The organism is Nocardia sp. NPDC003726, from assembly GCF_053586955.1.
Genome location: NZ_JBSFNF010000009.1, coordinates 101,119 through 119,420, shown reverse-complemented (window position 1 = coordinate 119,420; position 18,302 = coordinate 101,119). Strand labels below are relative to the sequence as shown.

At 71.5% G+C, this 18,302-nt stretch carries 12 protein-coding genes; 6 read left to right on the top strand and 6 right to left on the bottom strand.

Going from position 1 to position 18,302, the window contains the following annotated elements; all coding sequences use genetic code 11:
• Positions 1-13: 13 nt before the first annotated feature.
• Together ACWDMM_RS14685 and sigJ are read left to right on the top strand one after the other, a co-directional pair.
• Entirely contained in the window at positions 14-1,207 is a 1,194-nt protein-coding gene (locus tag ACWDMM_RS14685; RefSeq protein ID WP_195080146.1) for an NAD(P)/FAD-dependent oxidoreductase, read from the top strand.
• Positions 1,204-2,124, top strand: coding sequence for an RNA polymerase sigma factor SigJ (gene sigJ, locus ACWDMM_RS14680; RefSeq protein ID WP_357105643.1), 921 nt, complete (start codon positions 1,204-1,206; stop codon positions 2,122-2,124). Before ACWDMM_RS14685 ends, sigJ begins: the two co-directional genes overlap by 4 nt.
• A gap of 145 nt (positions 2,125-2,269) precedes the next feature.
• On the opposite strand, the gene recD is transcribed toward sigJ, so the two are convergent.
• The 3 genes from recD to recC form a co-directional block, all read right to left on the bottom strand.
• Entirely contained in the window at positions 2,270-4,159 is a 1,890-nt protein-coding gene (gene recD / locus ACWDMM_RS14675) for an exodeoxyribonuclease V subunit alpha (RefSeq protein ID WP_449937785.1), read from the bottom strand.
• Entirely contained in the window at positions 4,156-7,545 is a 3,390-nt protein-coding gene (locus ACWDMM_RS14670; RefSeq protein WP_449937783.1) for a UvrD-helicase domain-containing protein, read from the bottom strand. The genes recD and ACWDMM_RS14670 overlap by 4 nt, the downstream gene beginning before the upstream one ends.
• Positions 7,546-7,762: 217 nt before the next feature.
• Positions 7,763-11,131, bottom strand: coding sequence for an exodeoxyribonuclease V subunit gamma (recC, locus tag ACWDMM_RS14665; protein ID WP_195080150.1), 3,369 nt, complete (start codon positions 11,129-11,131; stop codon positions 7,763-7,765).
• Positions 11,132-11,388: 257 nt separating this feature from the next.
• Between recC and ACWDMM_RS14660 the strand changes: the two genes are divergently transcribed.
• A complete protein-coding gene (locus tag ACWDMM_RS14660; RefSeq protein ID WP_228827007.1) occupies positions 11,389-11,586 on the top strand; it encodes a hypothetical protein in 198 nt (65 codons plus the stop codon).
• Between the two features lie 124 nt (positions 11,587-11,710).
• Positions 11,711-12,595 (top strand): serine hydrolase, encoded by an 885-nt coding sequence (locus tag ACWDMM_RS14655; protein WP_323123988.1) that lies wholly within the window; start codon positions 11,711-11,713, stop codon positions 12,593-12,595.
• A gap of 12 nt (positions 12,596-12,607) precedes the next feature.
• Here the strand turns inward: ACWDMM_RS14655 and ACWDMM_RS14650 are convergent, their stop codons facing one another.
• Positions 12,608-14,104: a cytochrome P450 gene (locus ACWDMM_RS14650; RefSeq protein WP_195080151.1), complete on the bottom strand. Its 1,497-nt coding sequence runs from the start codon at positions 14,102-14,104 to the stop codon at positions 12,608-12,610.
• A gap of 229 nt (positions 14,105-14,333) precedes the next feature.
• On the opposite strand from ACWDMM_RS14650, the gene ACWDMM_RS14645 reads away from it, so the two are divergent.
• Both ACWDMM_RS14645 and ACWDMM_RS14640 read left to right on the top strand, forming a co-directional pair.
• Positions 14,334-15,767 (top strand): NAD(P)/FAD-dependent oxidoreductase, encoded by a 1,434-nt coding sequence (locus ACWDMM_RS14645; RefSeq protein ID WP_449937779.1) that lies wholly within the window; start codon positions 14,334-14,336, stop codon positions 15,765-15,767.
• A 90-nt stretch (positions 15,768-15,857) separates the two neighbouring features.
• Positions 15,858-16,694 (top strand): hypothetical protein, encoded by an 837-nt coding sequence (locus ACWDMM_RS14640; protein ID WP_449937777.1) that lies wholly within the window; start codon positions 15,858-15,860, stop codon positions 16,692-16,694.
• Positions 16,695-16,887: 193 nt separating this feature from the next.
• Here ACWDMM_RS14640 and ACWDMM_RS14635 read toward each other — a convergent pair whose 3' ends face one another.
• Both ACWDMM_RS14635 and ureG read right to left on the bottom strand, forming a co-directional pair.
• Entirely contained in the window at positions 16,888-17,568 is a 681-nt protein-coding gene (locus ACWDMM_RS14635; RefSeq protein ID WP_195080153.1) for an urease accessory protein UreD, read from the bottom strand.
• Positions 17,569-17,577: 9 nt separating this feature from the next.
• The gene (gene ureG, locus ACWDMM_RS14630; RefSeq protein ID WP_195080154.1) at positions 17,578-18,297 is read right to left on the bottom strand and encodes an urease accessory protein UreG; all 720 of its coding nucleotides are present in this window, start codon (positions 18,295-18,297) and stop codon (positions 17,578-17,580) included.
• Positions 18,298-18,302: the final 5 nt, after the last annotated feature.

The following is an 18,302-nucleotide window of genomic DNA, read 5'->3' as shown; positions in this document are numbered from 1 at the left end:
GTGTCTCGATGGCATGACTGATTTCAACGCCATCACCAAGGTTGTCGTTCTCGGCGGCGGATACGCCGGTTCCGTAGCTGCCAATCGGCTGCGGCTGCGTCCTGACGTCGAGATCACGCTGGTCAACCCGCGGCCGGAGTTCATCGAGCGGATGCGGCTGCATCAGTTCGTGGCCGGCACCCACGCGGCCGCCATCGGCTACGACACACTGCTCGGCGCGGGCGTGCGGCTGGTCGTCGACCGCGCTCTCCGTATCGATACGGCCACCCGCACCGTGGAGCTGGGCTCCGGTCGTGAATTGGACTACGACTACCTCGTTTACGCGGTCGGTAGTACCGCGGCGATGCCGGCATCGATTCCCGGTGCGGCGGAGTACGGCTATCCCATCGCCGAATGGGAGCACGCGCAGCGGCTGCGCGAAGCGATCGGGAAAGTGCCCGCGGATCAGCCGATCGTCGTCGTCGGCGCTGGGCTCACCGGAATCGAGACGGCCGCCGAACTGGTCGAGCAAGGCCATACCGTCACATTGGTGTGCGGAGGTAGGTTGGCGGCGAGCTTCTCGGACCCGGCTCGGCGGTCGGTCGGGAAGTGGCTGGCCGGGAACGGAGTCGATGTGCTGGAGAACGCGAGGGTAGCCGAGGTGCGGCGCGACGCCGTGGTGCTGTCCGATGGCAGTACGCTGCCCAGCGCGGTCACGATCTGGGCCGCCGGGTTCGGTGTGCCCGATCTGGCTTCACGTAGTGGCCTGCGCACCGACGCGCTGGGCCGCCTGCTGACCGACGAGACGTTGACCAGCATCGATGACGACCGAATCGTCGCCGCGGGTGACGCGGCCGCCCCCTCGGGCCGCCCGCTGCGGATGAGCTGCTACGCCGCACAACCTCTGGGCGCCCAAGCCGCGGACAACGTGCTGGCCCGCATCGCGGGCGCCGAGCCCGCCGTGCTGGATGTGGCTTTCGTGGCCAGCACTGTGGGGTTGGGCAGCCGCGCCGGTGCGATGCAGTTCAGCCGTCGCGACGACACTCCGGTGAATCTGCACATCAGCGGGCGTGTGGCGGGCTTGATCAAGGAGAAGGTGGGTCTGGCGGGTCCGGTGGGAACCATTCGCAAGGAGGCCCGCAAGCCGGGCGCCATCCCATCCTTCATGGGCCTCGGCAGGCGGAAGGACATCCGGGGAACCGAGCCGGAGGCGGTGTCGCACCCGTGACCGGAGTCGACGAGCACACCGAGCGTTTCCTGCATCTGCGACCCCTGCTGTTCACCATCGTGTACGAGATCCTCGGCTCCGCGACCGAGTCCGACGATGTGCTGCAGGACAGCTACCTGCGGTGGAGGAACGTGGATCTGGCAACTGTCCGCGACACCAAGTCGTATCTGGCGCAACTGGTCACCCGGCAGGCCCTCAACGCGTTGCGGGTCAGTGCCGGTCGCCGCGAGGAGTACGTCGGCCCGTGGTTGCCCGAACCGCTACTGCTCGCCGACGGCGACGCCTCCGCCGATGTCGTACTCACCGAGTCGGTATCGATGGGGATGCTGGTGGTGCTGGAAACGCTCACCCCCGCGGAGCGGGCGGTATTCGTTCTGCGTGATGTATTCGGCTTCGACTACGCCGAGATCGCCGCGGCGACGGGTCAATCCGTCGACGCCGTGCATCAGATGGCCCGTCGTGCCCGCAATCACGTCCAGGCGCGGCGCAAGCGGTTCGGTCCCGTCGACACCACCAGAACCGCGGCGGTCACCGAACGATTCATGTCCGCCGCGACCACGGGTGACATGGAGGGCCTGCTGGCGATCCTCGCACCGGACATCACCTGGACCACCGACAGCGGCGGCAAGGTGACCGCGCTGCGAGACCTGGTCCTCGTCGGCGCAGAGCGAGTGGGCGCCGTGCTCATGGCGGTCTTCCGGTACGCGCGGCGACACCCTGACGTCCGGATTCATGCGGTGAACTGCAACAGCCAGCCCGCACTCGCCTGTTATATCGGCGACAACCTGGAGGCGGTGCTGGTGTTCGAAATCGCCGACGACAAGATCGTCAACGGCTACGGCATCCGGAACCCCGACAAATTGGCTGCCCTCGACATTCCCCGTGTCATCAGCCGTACCGCCGCACCGCGACCATGACACGCTCGGATCCCGACGTCGTCGGTGAACCGTGCGGGTCCCCATCGGACCGATGCTTTCGGCCGCGCACACGACCCGTCGTACGCGGCCGGGGCTGCGCGGCGGCGCGGACCGCCAGGGTAGACGCGGCGGGCGCCGCGCAGGGTCATCGCGGTCCTTCCCGGCGCGACAGCCCGCTGGCGCGCAGCACCCGCCGCGCGATACCGGCGCGGATGGACTCCTCGGTGCCGATGATGCGGACGTGGCGGCGCGCCCTGGTGATCGCGGTGTACAGCAATTCCCTGGTGAGCAAGGTGGATTCGGGCTCGGGCAGGACGACCGAGACGGTGTCGTACTGGCTGCCCTGGCTGCGGTGGATGGTCATGGCGAAGACGGTCACCACGGCGGGGAACTGCGTCGGATGCACCAGGTACGGTTCGCTGCCGCGTTGCAGCGCCGCGCGCAGCGAACCGTCGGGCATCCGCACGACGACGCCGGTGTCGCCGTTGTAGATGCGCGCCTCGTGATCGTTCGCGGTGACCAGCAGCGGTTGTCCCGGGTACCACGGCGCGTGGTGGGAATCGGGGCCCGCCCCCGCGACGGCGGCCCATTCCGCGGCCATCCGGTCCCAGCGCTCGACACCGAACGGCCCCTGGCGGTGCGCGCACAGCAGGCGATGCGATTCCAGCGCGTGCAGCGCGCCCGCCGCGTCGCCGTCGAGCGCGGCGGCGGTGACCGCGGTCGCGGCCCCCACCACGTCGGCGCGGACCGCGGTCAGCTCGTCGGGCGAGCCCAGCGACACTTCGTCACCGCCCGCGCGCAACAGCTCGAGCGCGGCGTCGGCGTCGCCCGCCCGCACCGCGACGGCCAGCTCGGCGATCCGTCCGCCGAACCTGCGGCCCCGTGTCAACCGGACGATGCCGCCCCGCAGGCGGGTGCGCTCCAGCACGGTCAACGCCTCGGCGTGCTCGCCGGTCACCTCCGGGCCGAGGATCTCGTCGAGCACCGGATTCGGGGTGGCGGCGACGGGCCCGGCGACCAGGTCGGCGAGCACCGCGCCCGCGTCGACCGAGGCGAGCTGGTCCGGGTCGCCCACCAGCACCAGGCGGGTGTCCGGGCGCAGCGCCGCCAGCAGCCTGCTCATCATGGTCAAGGAGACCATCGAGGTCTCGTCGACCACGATCACGTCGTAGGGCAGCCGGTTGAACTCGTGGTACTTGAACCGGGTGCTGCGACCGCGCTGCCAGCCGAGCAACCGGTGCAGGGTGGCGGCGGTGAGTTCCGGCAATCGCAGCGCAACCGCTTGCTCGCGAACGGCTTCCTGCAGGCGTGCCGCCGCTTTCCCGGTGGGCGCGGCCAGCGCGATGCGCAGCGCGGGCAGCTTCGGCTCCGCCTCGCGATGCGCGGCCAGCAACGCGATGATCCTGGCGATGGTGTGGGTCTTGCCGGTGCCAGGTCCACCGGCGACCACGGTGGTCCAGTGCGTCGCGGCGAGCGCGGCGGCCAGACGCTGGCGATCCGGCGCCGTCGCCGACGGCCCGTCGAACAACCGGTCCAGTTCGCGGCGCACGATCGCGGGATCGACCACCGGATGGTGCGCGGATCGCTCGGTGAGCACCCGCCGGATCGTCTGCTCCTGCCGGTAGTACCGATCGAGGTAGAGCAGCGGACCGGAATCGCCCGCCCCCTGGGATTCGACCAGGCGCAGCGGCCGCAACGGACCCGCAGGTCCCCCGCGCACCAGCGGGCTCACCCGCAGCGCGGCGACCACGGCGGGGATGTCGGGCCACGGCAGCGTCGCCGGATCGATGCCCGCGTCCCACGTCTCGTCGGCGTCGACGCCGATCTCCCGCATCCGGTGCAGTTCCAGGCACACCGATCCGGAGCGCACCGCGCGCACCGCCAGCGCCGCGGCGAACAGCACCGGCTCCGACGATTCCCGGCCCAGCCTGCCCAGCCGCAGCGCCACGTGCACGTCCGCGGCCGACAGCACACCGGCCTCGTTGAAGACGCGCAGCAGGCCGGTTCCCCGCTGCGCCACCTGGATCGAGGTCACCGCCCCGCCTCCCCCGCCAGCAGCGCCGACAGCGCCGCCACCAGATCGGCGGGCGGGTGCCAGTCGAAGACGCCGCAACCCGCGGGGGTCCGCGGTCCGATCATGCCGCGCACGAACAGGTACCGGACCCCGCCGAGATGCCGAGCCGGGTCGTAGCCGGGCAGCCGCCAGCGCAGATACCGGTGCAGCGCGACGGAATACAGCAGCGCTTGCAGCGGATAGTGGGAGCGCAGCATCTCCGCCGCCATCCGGTCGCGGGTGTAGTGCGCGACGGTGAGATCGCCGGTGCCGAGCCGGTTGGTCTTGTAGTCCACGACGACGAAGCGCGGATGCGCGCCGCCCGCGACGCGGAGCACGGCGTCGATGCTGCCGGTCAGGTATCCGCGCAGCGGGATGTCCTCCAGCGCCGCCAGCTGGTCGGCGTAGGGCAGCATGTCGTCGTCCGCCGGAAGATGCTCGCGCAGCAACTCCGCCACGCGCCGCAGCGTCGCCGCGGTGGCGCCGACGCGGTCCCCGCCCGCCAGCGGCAACTCGAACTCGAGTTCGCTGAGACGGTCGCCTGCGGCGACATCGGCCAGACAGCCACCGTCGAGCGGGGTGCGCAGCACCGCGAGCAGCGCGGTGGCCAGGCATTCCGGATCCAGCTCCGCCATCAGCTCGGCCACCGCATCGCGGCACCGGTCGCGCACCTCGGCGTCCAGATCGCGACGACCGGTGTCGATCCGTTCCAGGACGCCGTGCACCAACGTGCCGAACTCCGCTCCATAGGGCAACGCGTTCATCAGCGACGCCGCGCCAGCGGCCTCCGGTTCCGCCGCGCCGATCGAGGAGGTGCCCTCGGGCTCGTCGCCCTGCCCGCGCGCGTCCTCCGGCTCGCTGTCGGATCCGGGCGCCGCCGGACCGTGCGCGGAGGCGGTCAGCGCCGAGTACGACGTGCGCCGCCACTGCTGGTCCAGCACCCGGTCGAAACGTGCGGCGGCCAGTGCTCCCGGTGCGGGCGCCGTGCGCGCCCGCCGGATCGCCACACCGTCGGTCCCGGCCACCGCCGTCACCGAGATCGCCGCGCCCGCCTCCTGCGCCCAGGACGAAAGGGATTGCGCGGCAACGGCATCGGCGGGAACCGCGGCTCGGGCGGCGACGGCGGCGCCCCGATCGGAGCGCCCGAAGACCATGCGGTGCAGCGGTGAAGCCGCGGTGGTGATCGCGGGCGCCCACCAAGCGACGACCTGGCACATGGCGCGGGTCAGCGCGACGTACAGCAGCCGCAGTTCCTCGCCCGCCTCCTCGGCTTCGCCGCGCGCCTTGCGTTCGGCGTAGCCGGGCGCGTCCGGGCCGCCCACGTCCAGCACGCGCGCGCCGTCCTCGGCGTGGAACAGCAACGTCGCCGGATAGGGATTCTTCGCGCTGTCCCACGCGAACGGCAGGTACACCACCGGGAATTCGAGTCCCTTGCTGGCGTGGACGGTGGCGATCTGGACGGCGGCGGCGTCGCGGTCGAGCCTGCGGCTGCGGTCGGCGACCGCGCCGGAGGCGGGATCGCGCACCCGGTCGGCCAGCCATCGGGTCAGCGCGGTCAGCCCCAGTCCCTCGGTGAGCGCGACCTGGTCGAGCAACTGCGCGAGGTGCCGCAGGTCGGTGAGCTGACGCTCCCCGTTCTCCACGGCGAGCAGCCGCGGCGCCAAGCGGGTTTCGGCCGCGATCTTCTCGAACACGGCCGCGAATCCAGCGCGGCCGAACAGCCGCGCCGCCTCACGCAACTGGGCGCTGACCCGGCCGACCAGATCGGCTCCTCCGCTATCGATCTCGGCAGCGGTCACGCCGAGCAGCGGTGTGCACGCGGCCAGCCGCACCCGATCGCCGCGGTGCGGCTGTTCCAGCGCCCGCAGCACCCACAGCCAGTCGGTGGCGCTTTCGGTCGCGAAGACGCTGACCCCGCCCGCGAGCACGGAGGCGACGCCGACGCGATCCAGCGCGGCGCGCACCACGTCGATCTGCGAGCGGGTGCGCACCAGCACCGCGATGTCGCCGGGCCCGATCTGCCTGCGCGCCGGGTCGCTCACTCGGAGCGAATCCCCCTCGGCGGCAACCATTTCCGCTTTACCGTCCAGCAGAACACCGGATTCCAGCAGGCGCACGATGTCGGCGGCGAGATCGTCGGCGACCTTCGCCCGCATGCGGCCGACGGCGGGGAAGCCGGACTTGTTCAGCGGCCCCGCTCCCGTGCGCGGCAGGCACCGGATCCGCAGCGGCGTGACGAGTTCGCCGGGTCCGGACAACCGCGACCACGGCCTGGTCGGGGCGACCGGATAGACGCGGATCTGCTCGTGCCCCAAGGCCGCCGCGCCGTGCAGGTGGTCCAGCGCGGCGAGCAGCCCCGCGTCGCTGCGCCAGTTGGTGGTGAGTTCTCTGCGGACGTCGGCGTGCGCGACCGCGTCCAGGTAACTGAGCACCTCCGCGCCGCGGAAGGCGTAGATCGCCTGTTTGGGATCGCCGACCAGCACCAAGGTGGCATACCCGTGGAACGACCTGCGCAGGATGTCCCATTGCAGCGGGTCGGTGTCCTGGAACTCGTCCACCAGCGCGACGCGGTAGCGCGCCCGGATCCGCAGGCACGCGCGCGGGCCGTGCTCCGGGTCGGCGAGCACGTCGTGCAGCAGCACCAGCAGGTCGTCGAAGTCGCGCAGCCCGGCCAGCCGCTTGCGGCGCTCGGTCTCCGCGCGGACGGCCTGCGCGAACGCCACCCGCTCGCCCGCCTCGCCGTCGGGCGCCAGCGCCGCGTGCCGGTCGCGCACCGCGGCCAGCGCGAGCGCGCGGGCCTCCTTCACCGAGAACGGCGGTTGCGATCGCGCGTAACGGTGCAGATACAGATCGTCGACGACGGTGCCGACCAGGTCGTCGACGGTTTCCACCAGCCGGGTGCCGGGGTCGTGTTCGCCCGCGAGACCGAGTTCGTCGAGCATGCGCTGGCAGAAGCTGTGCGTGGTGGCGATGGTGCCCGCGTCGAAATCCGACAGGGCGGCCAGCAACCGTCGCCGCCGCGACCGGACCTCGTCTTCGTCGGCCTGCGCGAGATGGCGGACCAGTTCGTCGGCGTGCGCTCGGGCCGCGCCGGGATCGGCCAATCCGGCTGCGACGGCGACGAATCGGTCCCGCGTGCGCTCCCGCAGTTCCTGCGTCGCCGCGCGGCTGAACGTCACCAGCAGCAATTGGGACACCTCGATCCCCGCCTCGGCGACATAGCGCACGGCCAGACCGACGATGGCGTGCGTCTTGCCGGTGCCCGCGCTGGCCTCCAGCACGGTCGTGCCGGTGGGCAGCGGCCCGTACGGTTCGAACGCGTCGGCGTCGAAAGCGCCCGCAGGGAAGGAGGTTTCCTGCACGGTCATGCGTGCCTCCCTCCTGTGCGGCCGGTGGTCCCGCGCTCCGCGGTCGCCCGGGTGTCCGGCCACGCCGGACGGTGCTCCCGAAGCGACTGTCCGAGCCGATATTCTGCCGCGCGCGCCGCCGCGCCCCGGCGACCGACACGCGCCGCGGCGCTGTGTCGCGCGCGTTCGCACCGGAACCCACCCCGGATGCGCTCCGAACGGGCCTGCTCGCGCTCGATCACGGCTGACCCTGGCTTTCCGCGGCCAGCAACGGCGTCCACATGCGCCGGGCCAGCGCGCCGAAGCGGGTGCTCTCGCCGGGTTCCCCCGCCGGGGCGGGCGCGGCCATGAGGTCGTCGAGCCGGGGCGCCGGACCCCAGATGTAGCGCAGATGGCGGTCGGTGTGATCGCCGAAAGGCCCGGGGCCGTTGGGCCCTCCGTTGAATTCGCGTTCCGCCGCCGCGATCGCGTCCTCGGTGTTCGCGCCGCGGAAACGGCGTTCGGCGTAGACCGCGGTGGCGGTGGGCGCGACGGGAAGCGGTTCGGTGAGACCCGCGTCGCGCAACGCGACCAGCTGGCGCAGGATCTCCATGGCGGCGGGCGCGTCGGGTGGGGTGAGCTCGCAGCGCCAGGCGGGACGCCCGAACTGGCCGCGGCCGGTGCTCACCGCCCGCCAGGGGCGGTCCTCGGTGACGGTCAGCGCCAGCAGCGAGACCCACGCCCCGATCCGGTGTTTGGGGGCCAGCCGGGAGAAGGTGGTGCGAACCAGGGTGTCCCCGCGCACCTCGGGCACGGTTCCGGTGAGCCGCCGCCCGTTCCCGAGGTCGACCGCGATGTCCACCGCGCGCGCCGGGCCCGTGTAGTCCGCCTGCGCGGCGCGCACCAACCGGTCCACGGTGTGTTCGACCTCGTCGAGCACGGCGGCGCCGAATCCGAACGGCGGCAGCGTGCCGCGCCGCCACTCCGCCGCCCGAAGCCCGGCCGGGTCGGCGCCGGTGAGGCGGGCCGCGAGCAGGCGTTCGCCCAGCTCCCACTTGGCCAGGCCGTCGAGTTCGATGGGCAGCCGGTCGGCGATGTCCTCGTCGTGCTCCGGGACCCGCAGACCGAGCCGCTGCCACAGGAACGCGCGCACCGGGTGCTCGGCGAACGAGATCAGATCGGCCAGCGCGACGTCCGCCGTCTGCGCGGCGGGCAGCGGCGCGGCCAGGAATGCGGGCCGCGGACGCACCGGTCCGTCGGCCGCGTGCGCGCCGGCCAGTGCCACGGTGTCGAAGCTGAACGGATGTTCGGCCCGGAAGTTGCGGCGATCGAAGGATTGCAGCGGATGCCGCGTCACCACCGCGCGCATCGCCTCGGCGCCGACGTGGGCCCGCAGCGCGTCCAGCAACTCGGCCACCGGAATCGCGGGCGGGCGGTGTGCGCCGCTGACCGGGTCGGCGCCGGTGTGGAAGACCAACAGCGTGTCCCCGGCCGCGAGCACCGCGTCCAGCAGCAGTTGCCGGTCCTCGCTGCGCGGATCGCGTTCGCCGAGCAGCGGTTCGCGGGCGAGCACATCGTCTCCGTCCGCGACGCTCGCGCGCGGGAACATCTCGTCGTCGAGCCCGAGCAGCACCACCACGCGGTGCGGCACCGACCGCATCGGCACCATCGTGCAGACGGTGAGCTCGCCGGTGCGGAAGTTGGCCCGCGTCGGCCGCGCCGCCAGCCGCGAACGCAGCAGCACACCGACGTCGGCCAGCCGCAACGACACATCGCCCGCGTGGTCGGTGGCGGCGGCGAGTTCCTGCCTGGCCTCGGTGCGCACCCACGCCTGCGCCTCGGGCACGTCGGTCAGCAGGTCCAGTGCCCGGCCGAGCACCGCCGCCCATTCGTGCGCGGGCCGGGGGCCGCGCAGGTCGCGCAGGCACACCGCGAGCCGATCGATGAACTCCGCGAAACGCCCGGCCAGATCGACGTCGTTGCTGTCCACGTCGTCCAGAGGCAGCGCAAGATCCAGCCAGTCCTCGGCGGTCTCCCCCGCCGTGACCCCTAGCAGGATCCGGTCCACCGCGCTGTTCAGCGTGTTCTGCGCGAAATCGGCGAGCCCGAAGGCTTGGCGCTGGCGCTGCCCGATGCCCCATCTGGCCCCGGATTCCGCCGCCCACTCGCGCAGTCGCTCGATGTCCTCGTCGTCGAATCCGCACCGGCGCCGGACGGTTTCGGCGGCGGCGAGATCGAGCACCTGGGTCACCGTCACCCGTCCGTCGGCCAGCTCGAGCAGCACCGCGATGACCGCGAGCAGCGGATTGGTCACCCCGCGCCCCCGGTCGGCAAGGCGCACCCGCAGCAGATGCGCCGGGTGCTCCGGATCGCTCTGCGCTTCCGGCGATCCCGGCGTGCGCTGCCCGAAGGCCGCGCGCACCAGCGGCGCGTACGCCTCCACCTCCGGACACATGATCAGCACGTCACGCGGCTGCAACGTCTCGTCGGCCGCGAACAACCCCAGCAGGCATTCCCGCAGCACCTCCACCTGCCGCGCCGGGCCGTGGCACGCGTGCACCTGCACGGTGCCGTCGGCGCGGGCCGCACCCGGCGCGGGCGGCCACCGGTCGTCCCGGATACCGCGTTGCAGCGCGCGCAGCAATGTCGCGGGCGAATCGTCCTCCGTCGCGATGTCGCCGGACGCGGCGCGCGGATGGTAGGTGTCGGAGCCGACGGCGGCGGACGCGGCCAACCGCTGCTGCAACTCCCGGACGTCGCGAGCCAGCCCCGCCGAGAGCGGATGCTCGACCGCCGTGGCGCTGCGATCCTCGGCGCGCGACCGGGCAGCGGGCAGCTCGCTCAGAGCCGACCAGAGGACCGGACTCGGATGCACGAGCCACACGTGGACCTCGCGCCCAGCGGCCAGCGCCGACAGCACCGCGAGCTGGTCGCTGGGCAGCCGGGTCACGCCGAACAGCGACAGCCGCGGCGGCAGCGCGACCAGATCGGGCCGTGCGCGCAGCCGCGCGCAGGCGGCGTCGAGCCGTTCGGCCGGGCTCGGCGTCCCGATCTCGGCGCGCAGCCTACGCCACAGCATCGGCTGCCAGAGCAGGTCGTCGGGAATCGGGGCGCCCGCGCCGTCGGTGTCCCGGCCCGCAGCCCACTCGGTGATCAGGGCGGGACGCTGCGCGGCGTAACTGTCGAACAGCGCGGCGAGCTGAGCGGCGGTCGCATAACGCCGTCCGGCGCGGTGCTCGCCGCCCGCGGCGTCCCGCGCGCCGAGATGCCTGGCGAGTACAGCGCACCACGGCTCGGACAGCGAGGCGTCGATCACCCGCAGCAGCGTCCACACCGCCCGTTCCTGCGCCCACGGATCCTCCGCCTGCGCCACCCCGCTCGCCGCGGCCAGGGCCTCGGCGACGAGCGCCGCGGGAGAGGGGAAGGCGATGTTCGCGCACACGCCGTCGGCCGCGCCGCCCGCGCCGAGTACCCCCGACAGCGTCTGGGCCAGCCAGCGCTCCACGCCTTTCGCCGGCACCGCGACCACCTCGGCGGCGAACGGGTCGTCCTGCGGCGACGCCAGCACCCCGGCGAGCGCGCGGGCAAGGACGTCGGCGCGCTCGGCACGGTGGATGTGCAGCGGCATCTGCGCCCTCTCGATCGCCGGTGTCCGGCAGCACCTGCCTCGGACTTCGTGCACGTTTATACGCGCAGCGACCGACGCGCAACTGCACCGCCCCATCCTGAGGTCAGTGAAATGGACCACACCAGAACGGATTACTCCGCCGTGTCACGCCGGAACCGTCACGGCGATGTGCGACAGTGCTGCACCGGGGAGGAGAGTTTGCACCGGGGCGGAACGAGAGAGCTGCACCGAAAGGCTGGTTCGCGTTCATGGATGCGATGGTGATTCCCCTGGTCCCGAGAGGCGGATTCACGGTCCGCCGGATCGGTGACCGCTGGGAGCTGATCAACTCGCGCCACTACGGTCGCACCGTCGTCCTGCATTCCTGGCCACGGGAACGCCACACCGAGGCCTTCGAGCACTGCTACCGGCTCAACGGACGCACCGTCGAGGAACTGCGCGCGGCCTTCCGCTGACCCGCCTGGCCGGGGGCGATGAGCGAAATCCGCTGCGGCGCAAGGGGCGGAAACGGGCATAGCACACCCCGGATGCGAGCTCAAGACGTGCGTCCGGACTCGTGATGTGCGATCGTGGTCCCTCGTGCGTTACCCGTCCCCCGCCACCCGGGCCGTTCCCCGCGTGGCCGCTTCCGCCTGTGTCCTCGCCGCAGCGGCGATCATCGCCCCGAGCCTGCCCACCGCGCTCCCGATCGCGGGCGCGGCGCCGCTCGCGCACACCCAAGGCTGCCTGCCCGGTTTCGACTGCGATCTGAGCAGCCGCATCGCGAAGGCCGACGCCTACCTCAACAGCCGTCCCGGTGTCACCGGCTACGTCCTGCGCGACCGGGTGTCGGGCGGCGTCTACGCCAACGCCAACGCCGAGAACGCGGTCTGGACCGCCTCCACCATCAAGCTCGCGATCGCCGCGGACCTGCTCAACCGGGCGCGGGTCGGCGCCATCAACCTGACGCCCGAGGACCGCGGCCTGATGGAGGGAATGCTCGCGACCTCGAACGACGGCGCCGCCGACCTGCTGTGGACGAAGTACGCAGGCATCGACCGGATGGCGTTCAACAACGCCTTCCGCGCCAACGGGATGACCTCGCTGGTCCCGCAGCCGACCAACACCGCGCTGTTCCCGGACTGGTCGTTCCAGAAGTGCACCGCCGCCGACCTCGACCGCCTGATGGACCACGTCCTCAACCACATGCACCCCGACGACCGCAACTACCTCGTCGACCGGATGCGCGCGGTGGACTCCAACCAGCACTGGGGCGTCTGGGGCGCGGGCGCGAGCATGCGTCCCGGCCTGAAGAACGGCTGGTCGGCCGAGCAGGGCGGCTGGGTGGTCAACTCGGTGGGCTTCGCGGGACCGGGCGAGCGCTACACCCTGGCCATCATGAGTTCGCTGGGTGACGCGGGCGGCTACACCGAAGGCGCCGAGACCGACACCAAGCTCGCGGAGATCCTGCTCGCGGGCCGCTGACCGCACGGCCGCTCAGGCGGCCGCGCGCCTGCGCAACGTCATCGGCGCACCGTCCCTGGGGAAGGGGATCGTGGTGAATCCCCAGGGCATGCGGTATTTCTCGGGGATCCGCCACTCGTATTCACGCACCAGTGCCGCGGTCACCGTCTTCACCTCGAACGTGCCGAAGTGCATTCCGATGCACTTGTGCGCGCCCGCCCCGAACGGCATCCAGGCGAGGCGGTGCGATTTGTCCTCGCGCCGCTGTTCGCCGAATCGCTCCGGATCGAAGCGCTCTGGGTGGGTCCACAGTTCGGGCAGCAGGTGGTTCACCTGGTAGGCCAGGTCCACCGGGGCGCCGGCCGGAATGTAGTGGCCCGCGATCTCGGTGTCGCGCACGGCACGGCGCGACAGTCCGGGAACCGGCGGCATCAGCCGCAGGCTTTCGCGGACCACCAGGTCCAGGTCGCGCAGCGTTTCCAGGTCCGCGATGGCGGGCGGGGCGTCGCCGAGGCGGGCGTCCATGTCGAGCACTTCGGCGCGCACTCGCTGTTGCCACTCCGGGTGCTTGCCCAGGTAGTAGGCGACGGCCGTCGCGGTCGTCGTGGTGGTGTCGTGCGCCGCCATGATCAGGAAGATCATGTGGTTGACCACGTCCGCGTCCCCGAAGACTCCGCCGTCCTCGCTGCGCGCGTGGCACAACCCGGAGAAGAAGTCAGCCGTCTCGACGCGGCGTTTGTCCGGAAGCATCGCGGTGAAGTAGTCCTCGAGCACTCTCCTGCCGCGCAGCCCGGCGCGCCAGTTGCCGCCAGGCACCGGATGCCGGATGATCGCCAGCCCCGCGTGCGTGCAGTCGACGAACGCGTCGATCAGTTGCCTGCGCCGGGGGCCGACGTCGGCGGCCATGAACGTCTCGCCCGCGATCTCGAGGGTCAATTCCTTGATCGTCGGATACAGCCGCACCGTGCGTTCGGCGTCGCGCTCCGGCGGCACCCAGTGTGCGATGGTGTCGCGTACCACCGGTGTCAGCGCCGCCAAGTGGGCTTCCAGCCGGTCTCTGGTGAACGCCTGCTGCATGATCTTGCGGTGGAATTTGTGCTCGTCGAATTCCAGCAGCAGCAGGCCGCGCCGGAAGAACCGGCCGATGAAATAGTCCCAGCCCTGGCCGAAGTCGCGGCGCCGGTGCCCGAGCACTTCTTCGAGCGCCTCCGGTCCCGCGACCAGCACCCGGTCGACGCCCAGCGAGGTGTTCAGCGAGACGGGTCCGTACCTGCGGTAGCGCTCCATCATCTCCGCTGGGCCCCAGCGCATGTAGTGCAACGCCCGGCCCAGGTAGGGCAGCCCGGCATCGCCGCGCACCGGGACGGTGCCGCTGCCCAGCGGCGGGGTGGCCAGCACCTGGCGCCGTTCCGGCAGCAATCCCAGCGCCCGGTCGATCAGATGGCCGTGCGGTACCTCGATCAGCGCGATGTTCTCCGATTCGGCCTGCACGCTGGGCTTCCGGCCGATCGCACGGTCACCGGCGACCATGGCAATCCTCCCTGAGCGACAGTTACCATCGTAGGCTCCCGACCTCGTCCACCCGGCCGGTTCGCTCGGGTCGATCCTCCCCTACCCGGCCCGGCGGCGGTGCGACTTCGCACCGCAACACGCCAGGAACGGGGATCTCGCCGTGACGGTGCCCGGCGCGGCGGCTACGGTTTAGCTGTCAGGAATCGCCGCCGGGGACGACCCCCAAGGTCCATCGAGGAGCAGGACGATGAGCACTCAGACTGTCGAGAACGGCCGGCACCGGGTGGTGGTGATCGGCTCGGGCTTCGGCGGCCTGTTCGGCACCAAGCACCTCAAGCGCGCCGATGTCGACGTCACGCTGATCTCGAAGACCTCGACCCATCTGTTCCAGCCGCTGCTCTACCAGGTCGCCACCGGCATCCTTTCGGTCGGCGAGATCGCGCCGGCCACCCGGCTGGTGCTGCGCAAGCAGAAGAACGCGCAGGTGCTGCTCGGTGAGGTCACCGACATCGACCTGACCGCCAACACGGTGACCTCCCGCCTGCTCGACCAGGACACGGTCACCCCGTTCGACAGCCTGATCGTCGCGACCGGCGCGCAGCAGTCCTATTTCGGCAACGACCGCTTCGCCACCTACGCGCCGGGCATGAAGACCATCGACGACGCGCTGGAGCTACGCGGCCGCATTCTCGGCGCCTTCGAGCAGGCCGAACTCGCGACCACCCAGGAGGAGCGCGACCGGTTGCTCACCTTCGTCATCGTCGGCGCGGGCCCGACCGGCGTGGAGCTGGCCGGGCAGATCGCCGAGCTGTCCGACCGCACGCTGGAGGGCACCTTCCACAACATCGATCCGCGCGACGCCAGGGTCGTGCTCATCGAGGGCGCGGGCGCGGTGCTCGGCCCCATGGGTCCCAAGCTCGGCGGCAAGGCCCAACGGCGCCTGGAGAAGATGGGCGTGGAGATCCAGCTCAACGCCATGGTGATCGATGTCGACGCGTTCGGCGTCACGGTGAAGGACTCCGACGGCACGGTCCGCCGCATCGAGTCGGCGTGCAAGGTGTGGTCGGCGGGCGTGCAGGCCAGCCCGCTGGGCAAGCTGATCGCCGACCAGTCCGACGGCACCGAGGTCGACCGCGCGGGCCGGGTCGTGGTCGAGCCGGACCTGACCATCAAAGGCCACCCGAACGTCTTCGTGGTCGGCGACCTGATGTCGGTGCCGAACGTACCGGGGCAGGCGCAGGGCGCCATCCAGGGCGCGACCTATGCCGCCCGGCAGATCAAAGCCGGGCTGAAAGGCCAGACGCCGCAGGAGCGCAAGCCGTTCAAGTACTTCAACAAGGGCAGCATGGCCACGATCTCGCGGTTCAGCGCCGTGTGCCAGGTGGGCAAGCTGGAGTTCGGCGGGTTCATCGCGTGGCTGGCCTGGCTGGCGCTGCACCTGTACTACCTGGTCGGCTACCGCAGCCGGATCGTCACCGTGATCCAGTGGTTCGTCACCTTCCTCGGCCGCAGCCGCGGGCAGATGGCCGCCACCGAGCAGTGGGTGTTCGCCCGATTGGCCCTGGAGGCGATCAGCAACGGCGACGACGAAGACGCCGAACAACTCGCCGCCGCCCTCGGCGCGTCCACCAACAGCAGGGTCGCGGTGGACAAGGCGCACACCGACGCGAAAGCGGGCTGATCGCGCCGTCGTCGCGCGTTCGACCAATCCAGGTCGCCCAGCGGATCCGAATGTGAGGCGTCGACGTCTCCTTCGGATGAAAGGTGATCTATGGGCACAGGCAAGCACCGAGCACCCAGGCCGTACCGGGCGAAACTGGGCTCCCTGGTCGCCGTGGGGACGGTTCCTCTCGTGCTGGCGCTGGTGGGAACCGGGACGGCGAACGCCGAGCCCGATCTACCGGTTCCGGTGACCAGGACGGATTCCGAACCGGCCCAGTGGCCCGCGGCCGAGGCGCCGAACGTGCGCCCGTACGAGGGTCTGCGGATCCCCGACGACGTGCTGAGTTCGTTGCAATGGGCACGTCCACTGCCCGATCACCAGTATCTGGCTCCGCTGGTAGGGCTGCACGCGCCGGTTCCGGTGGCCCCCGTGCCGCCGATCGCGCCGCCTTCCGGCAAATTGCGCTTCGGCGACGTGCAGGTCGACGCGCCGGAGTGGCTCTACCGGGAGCAGGCGATCCAGATCAACGACACCGCCGCGATGGCCGAAGCGAATATGGCGACGTTCTTCGATTCGATCGGGATGGAGCGCACGCGATCCGACCGCGTCGCCGGTCAGACCATGGGCGCCGCCGCGATCGGCGCGGCGGCGGGCTTCGTGTTCGCCAGCCCGTTCGCCCTGTTCGGTGCGGCCGTCGGCGGCGGTCTCGCCTTGGCCATCGGTCTGCCGTTCGCGCCGATCGGCCTGGCCGCAGGCCCGATCGGGGCCGCCTACGGTGCGGCGCTGATGGCCGCCCCGCTGTCCGCCATCGGCGCGGGCATCGGCGCGGGACTCGGAGCGGTGCATGCGCTCAGCGCGCCGCCGCGGGCGCTCAGCGCACCGGAACCGGTCGCCCCGGCCCCGGCCGAGACGGCAACGGAGGCCGCGGACACGGCCAACGGCTGACCGGATGACGTTTCCGCGAGGCGAGCCGAAAGGGTGGGAACCCGACGACGCTGTCGAGCTCCCACCCTTTCTTTCTCCAAGCCTCGGTCGAATTACACCTGAATGGAACGAATCCCACATACGGCACGGGAGCGGTCCCGACAGGCCGCCCCGGATGCGAGCGCACCACGGCGGCACTTCCGATCGCCGTTGATCAGCCCTTCACCTCGGCGCGTTCCACGCCCGACACCCGCAGCACCGATCCGGTGCGGGTGAACAAACTGCCGCCCGCTGCCAGCGGCAACCGGCTCTCCCGCAAATCGGCAGTCGCCGCCGTGCATTCGTCCGGGTAGACGAGTTCGCTCTCCAAAGCACGCGGCGCGGACAGCGCGTCATCGGCCGGCGTGCCCGCGCCCAGCGCCAGCCGGTGGCGCAGTAGGGGCATGTCGTCGACGTCGGCGATCAGATCTCCTCGCCACTGCCCGCCGTCCTCGCCCGTGCGTCCGAGCTGAACGCGCTCACGCATCCGCAGCCGGGCTCCGGCATCCAGGCGGATTGTGGTAACCGTCTGGTGCCGAGCGCCGCCCGCGACGATCATCGGCTCGGGATCGAAATCCAGCACTCCCCCGCTGCCGACCTCCAGCTGCCAGCGCCCGGACGACAGCGGCGTCGCCCGGCCGGGTAGCGCCAGCGTGGCCGCGACCGAGCGCACCACCAGTTCGGCGCCCGCCGCGACCACGATCACGATGTCGAGTTCGTCGCCGCCCAGCGGCGTGGCGGCAGTGCCGATGAGGTGGACCGTGCGCGGGCCGGTGCGGCGGGCCGACAACCCGCCGCTCGCGTGGATCTCCGGAAGAACCCCTGGACGAGCGACGATGCGTAACTCGGTGCGCACCGGCGGAACTCAGTGCGCGGCGGCGGATTCGCCGGCGCCCGCCCGGTCCTGCTCGGCGACCTCGCGCAATCGCTCGCGCACCCAGGCCAGCACGGGCGTCGCCGCGGGGTCCTCGGTGAGCGAGACGAGCACCGTCGGCCGGTTCGCACGCACCCGCGCCGCGTCGCGCTCCATCACGCCCAGGTCCGCGCCGACCAGCGCAGCCAGATCCGTCTTGTTGACCACCAGCAGATCCGAGAACGTCACGCCGGGACCGCCTTTGCGCGGCACCTTGTCGCCGCCCGCCACGTCCACCACGAAGATCTGCACGTCGATCAGGCCCGAGGAGAAGGTCGCGGTCAGATTGTCGCCGCCGGATTCCACCAGGATCAGATCCAGCGGCGGATTGGCGGCGACCAGATCATCGATGGCGTCGAGGTTGGCGGTGATGTCGTCCCGGATGGCGGTGTGCGGACACCCGCCGGTCTGCACGGCGGCGATCCGCTCGTCCGGCAGGACCGCGTGCCTGCGCAGGAAGTCGGCGTCCTCTGTGGTGTAGATGTCGTTGGTCAGCACCGCCAGCGACAGCTCGTCGCGCAACTGCCTGCACAGCGCCGCCACCAGCGCGGTCTTGCCCGAACCGACCGGGCCGCCGATGCCGATGCGCAGGGCCTCCCCGGGCGTGCGGGCCCGTTTCGGCCGGTCGTGACCGTGGTCGTGCGGCTCACCGTCGATCAGATGCGGGGGCATGGCGC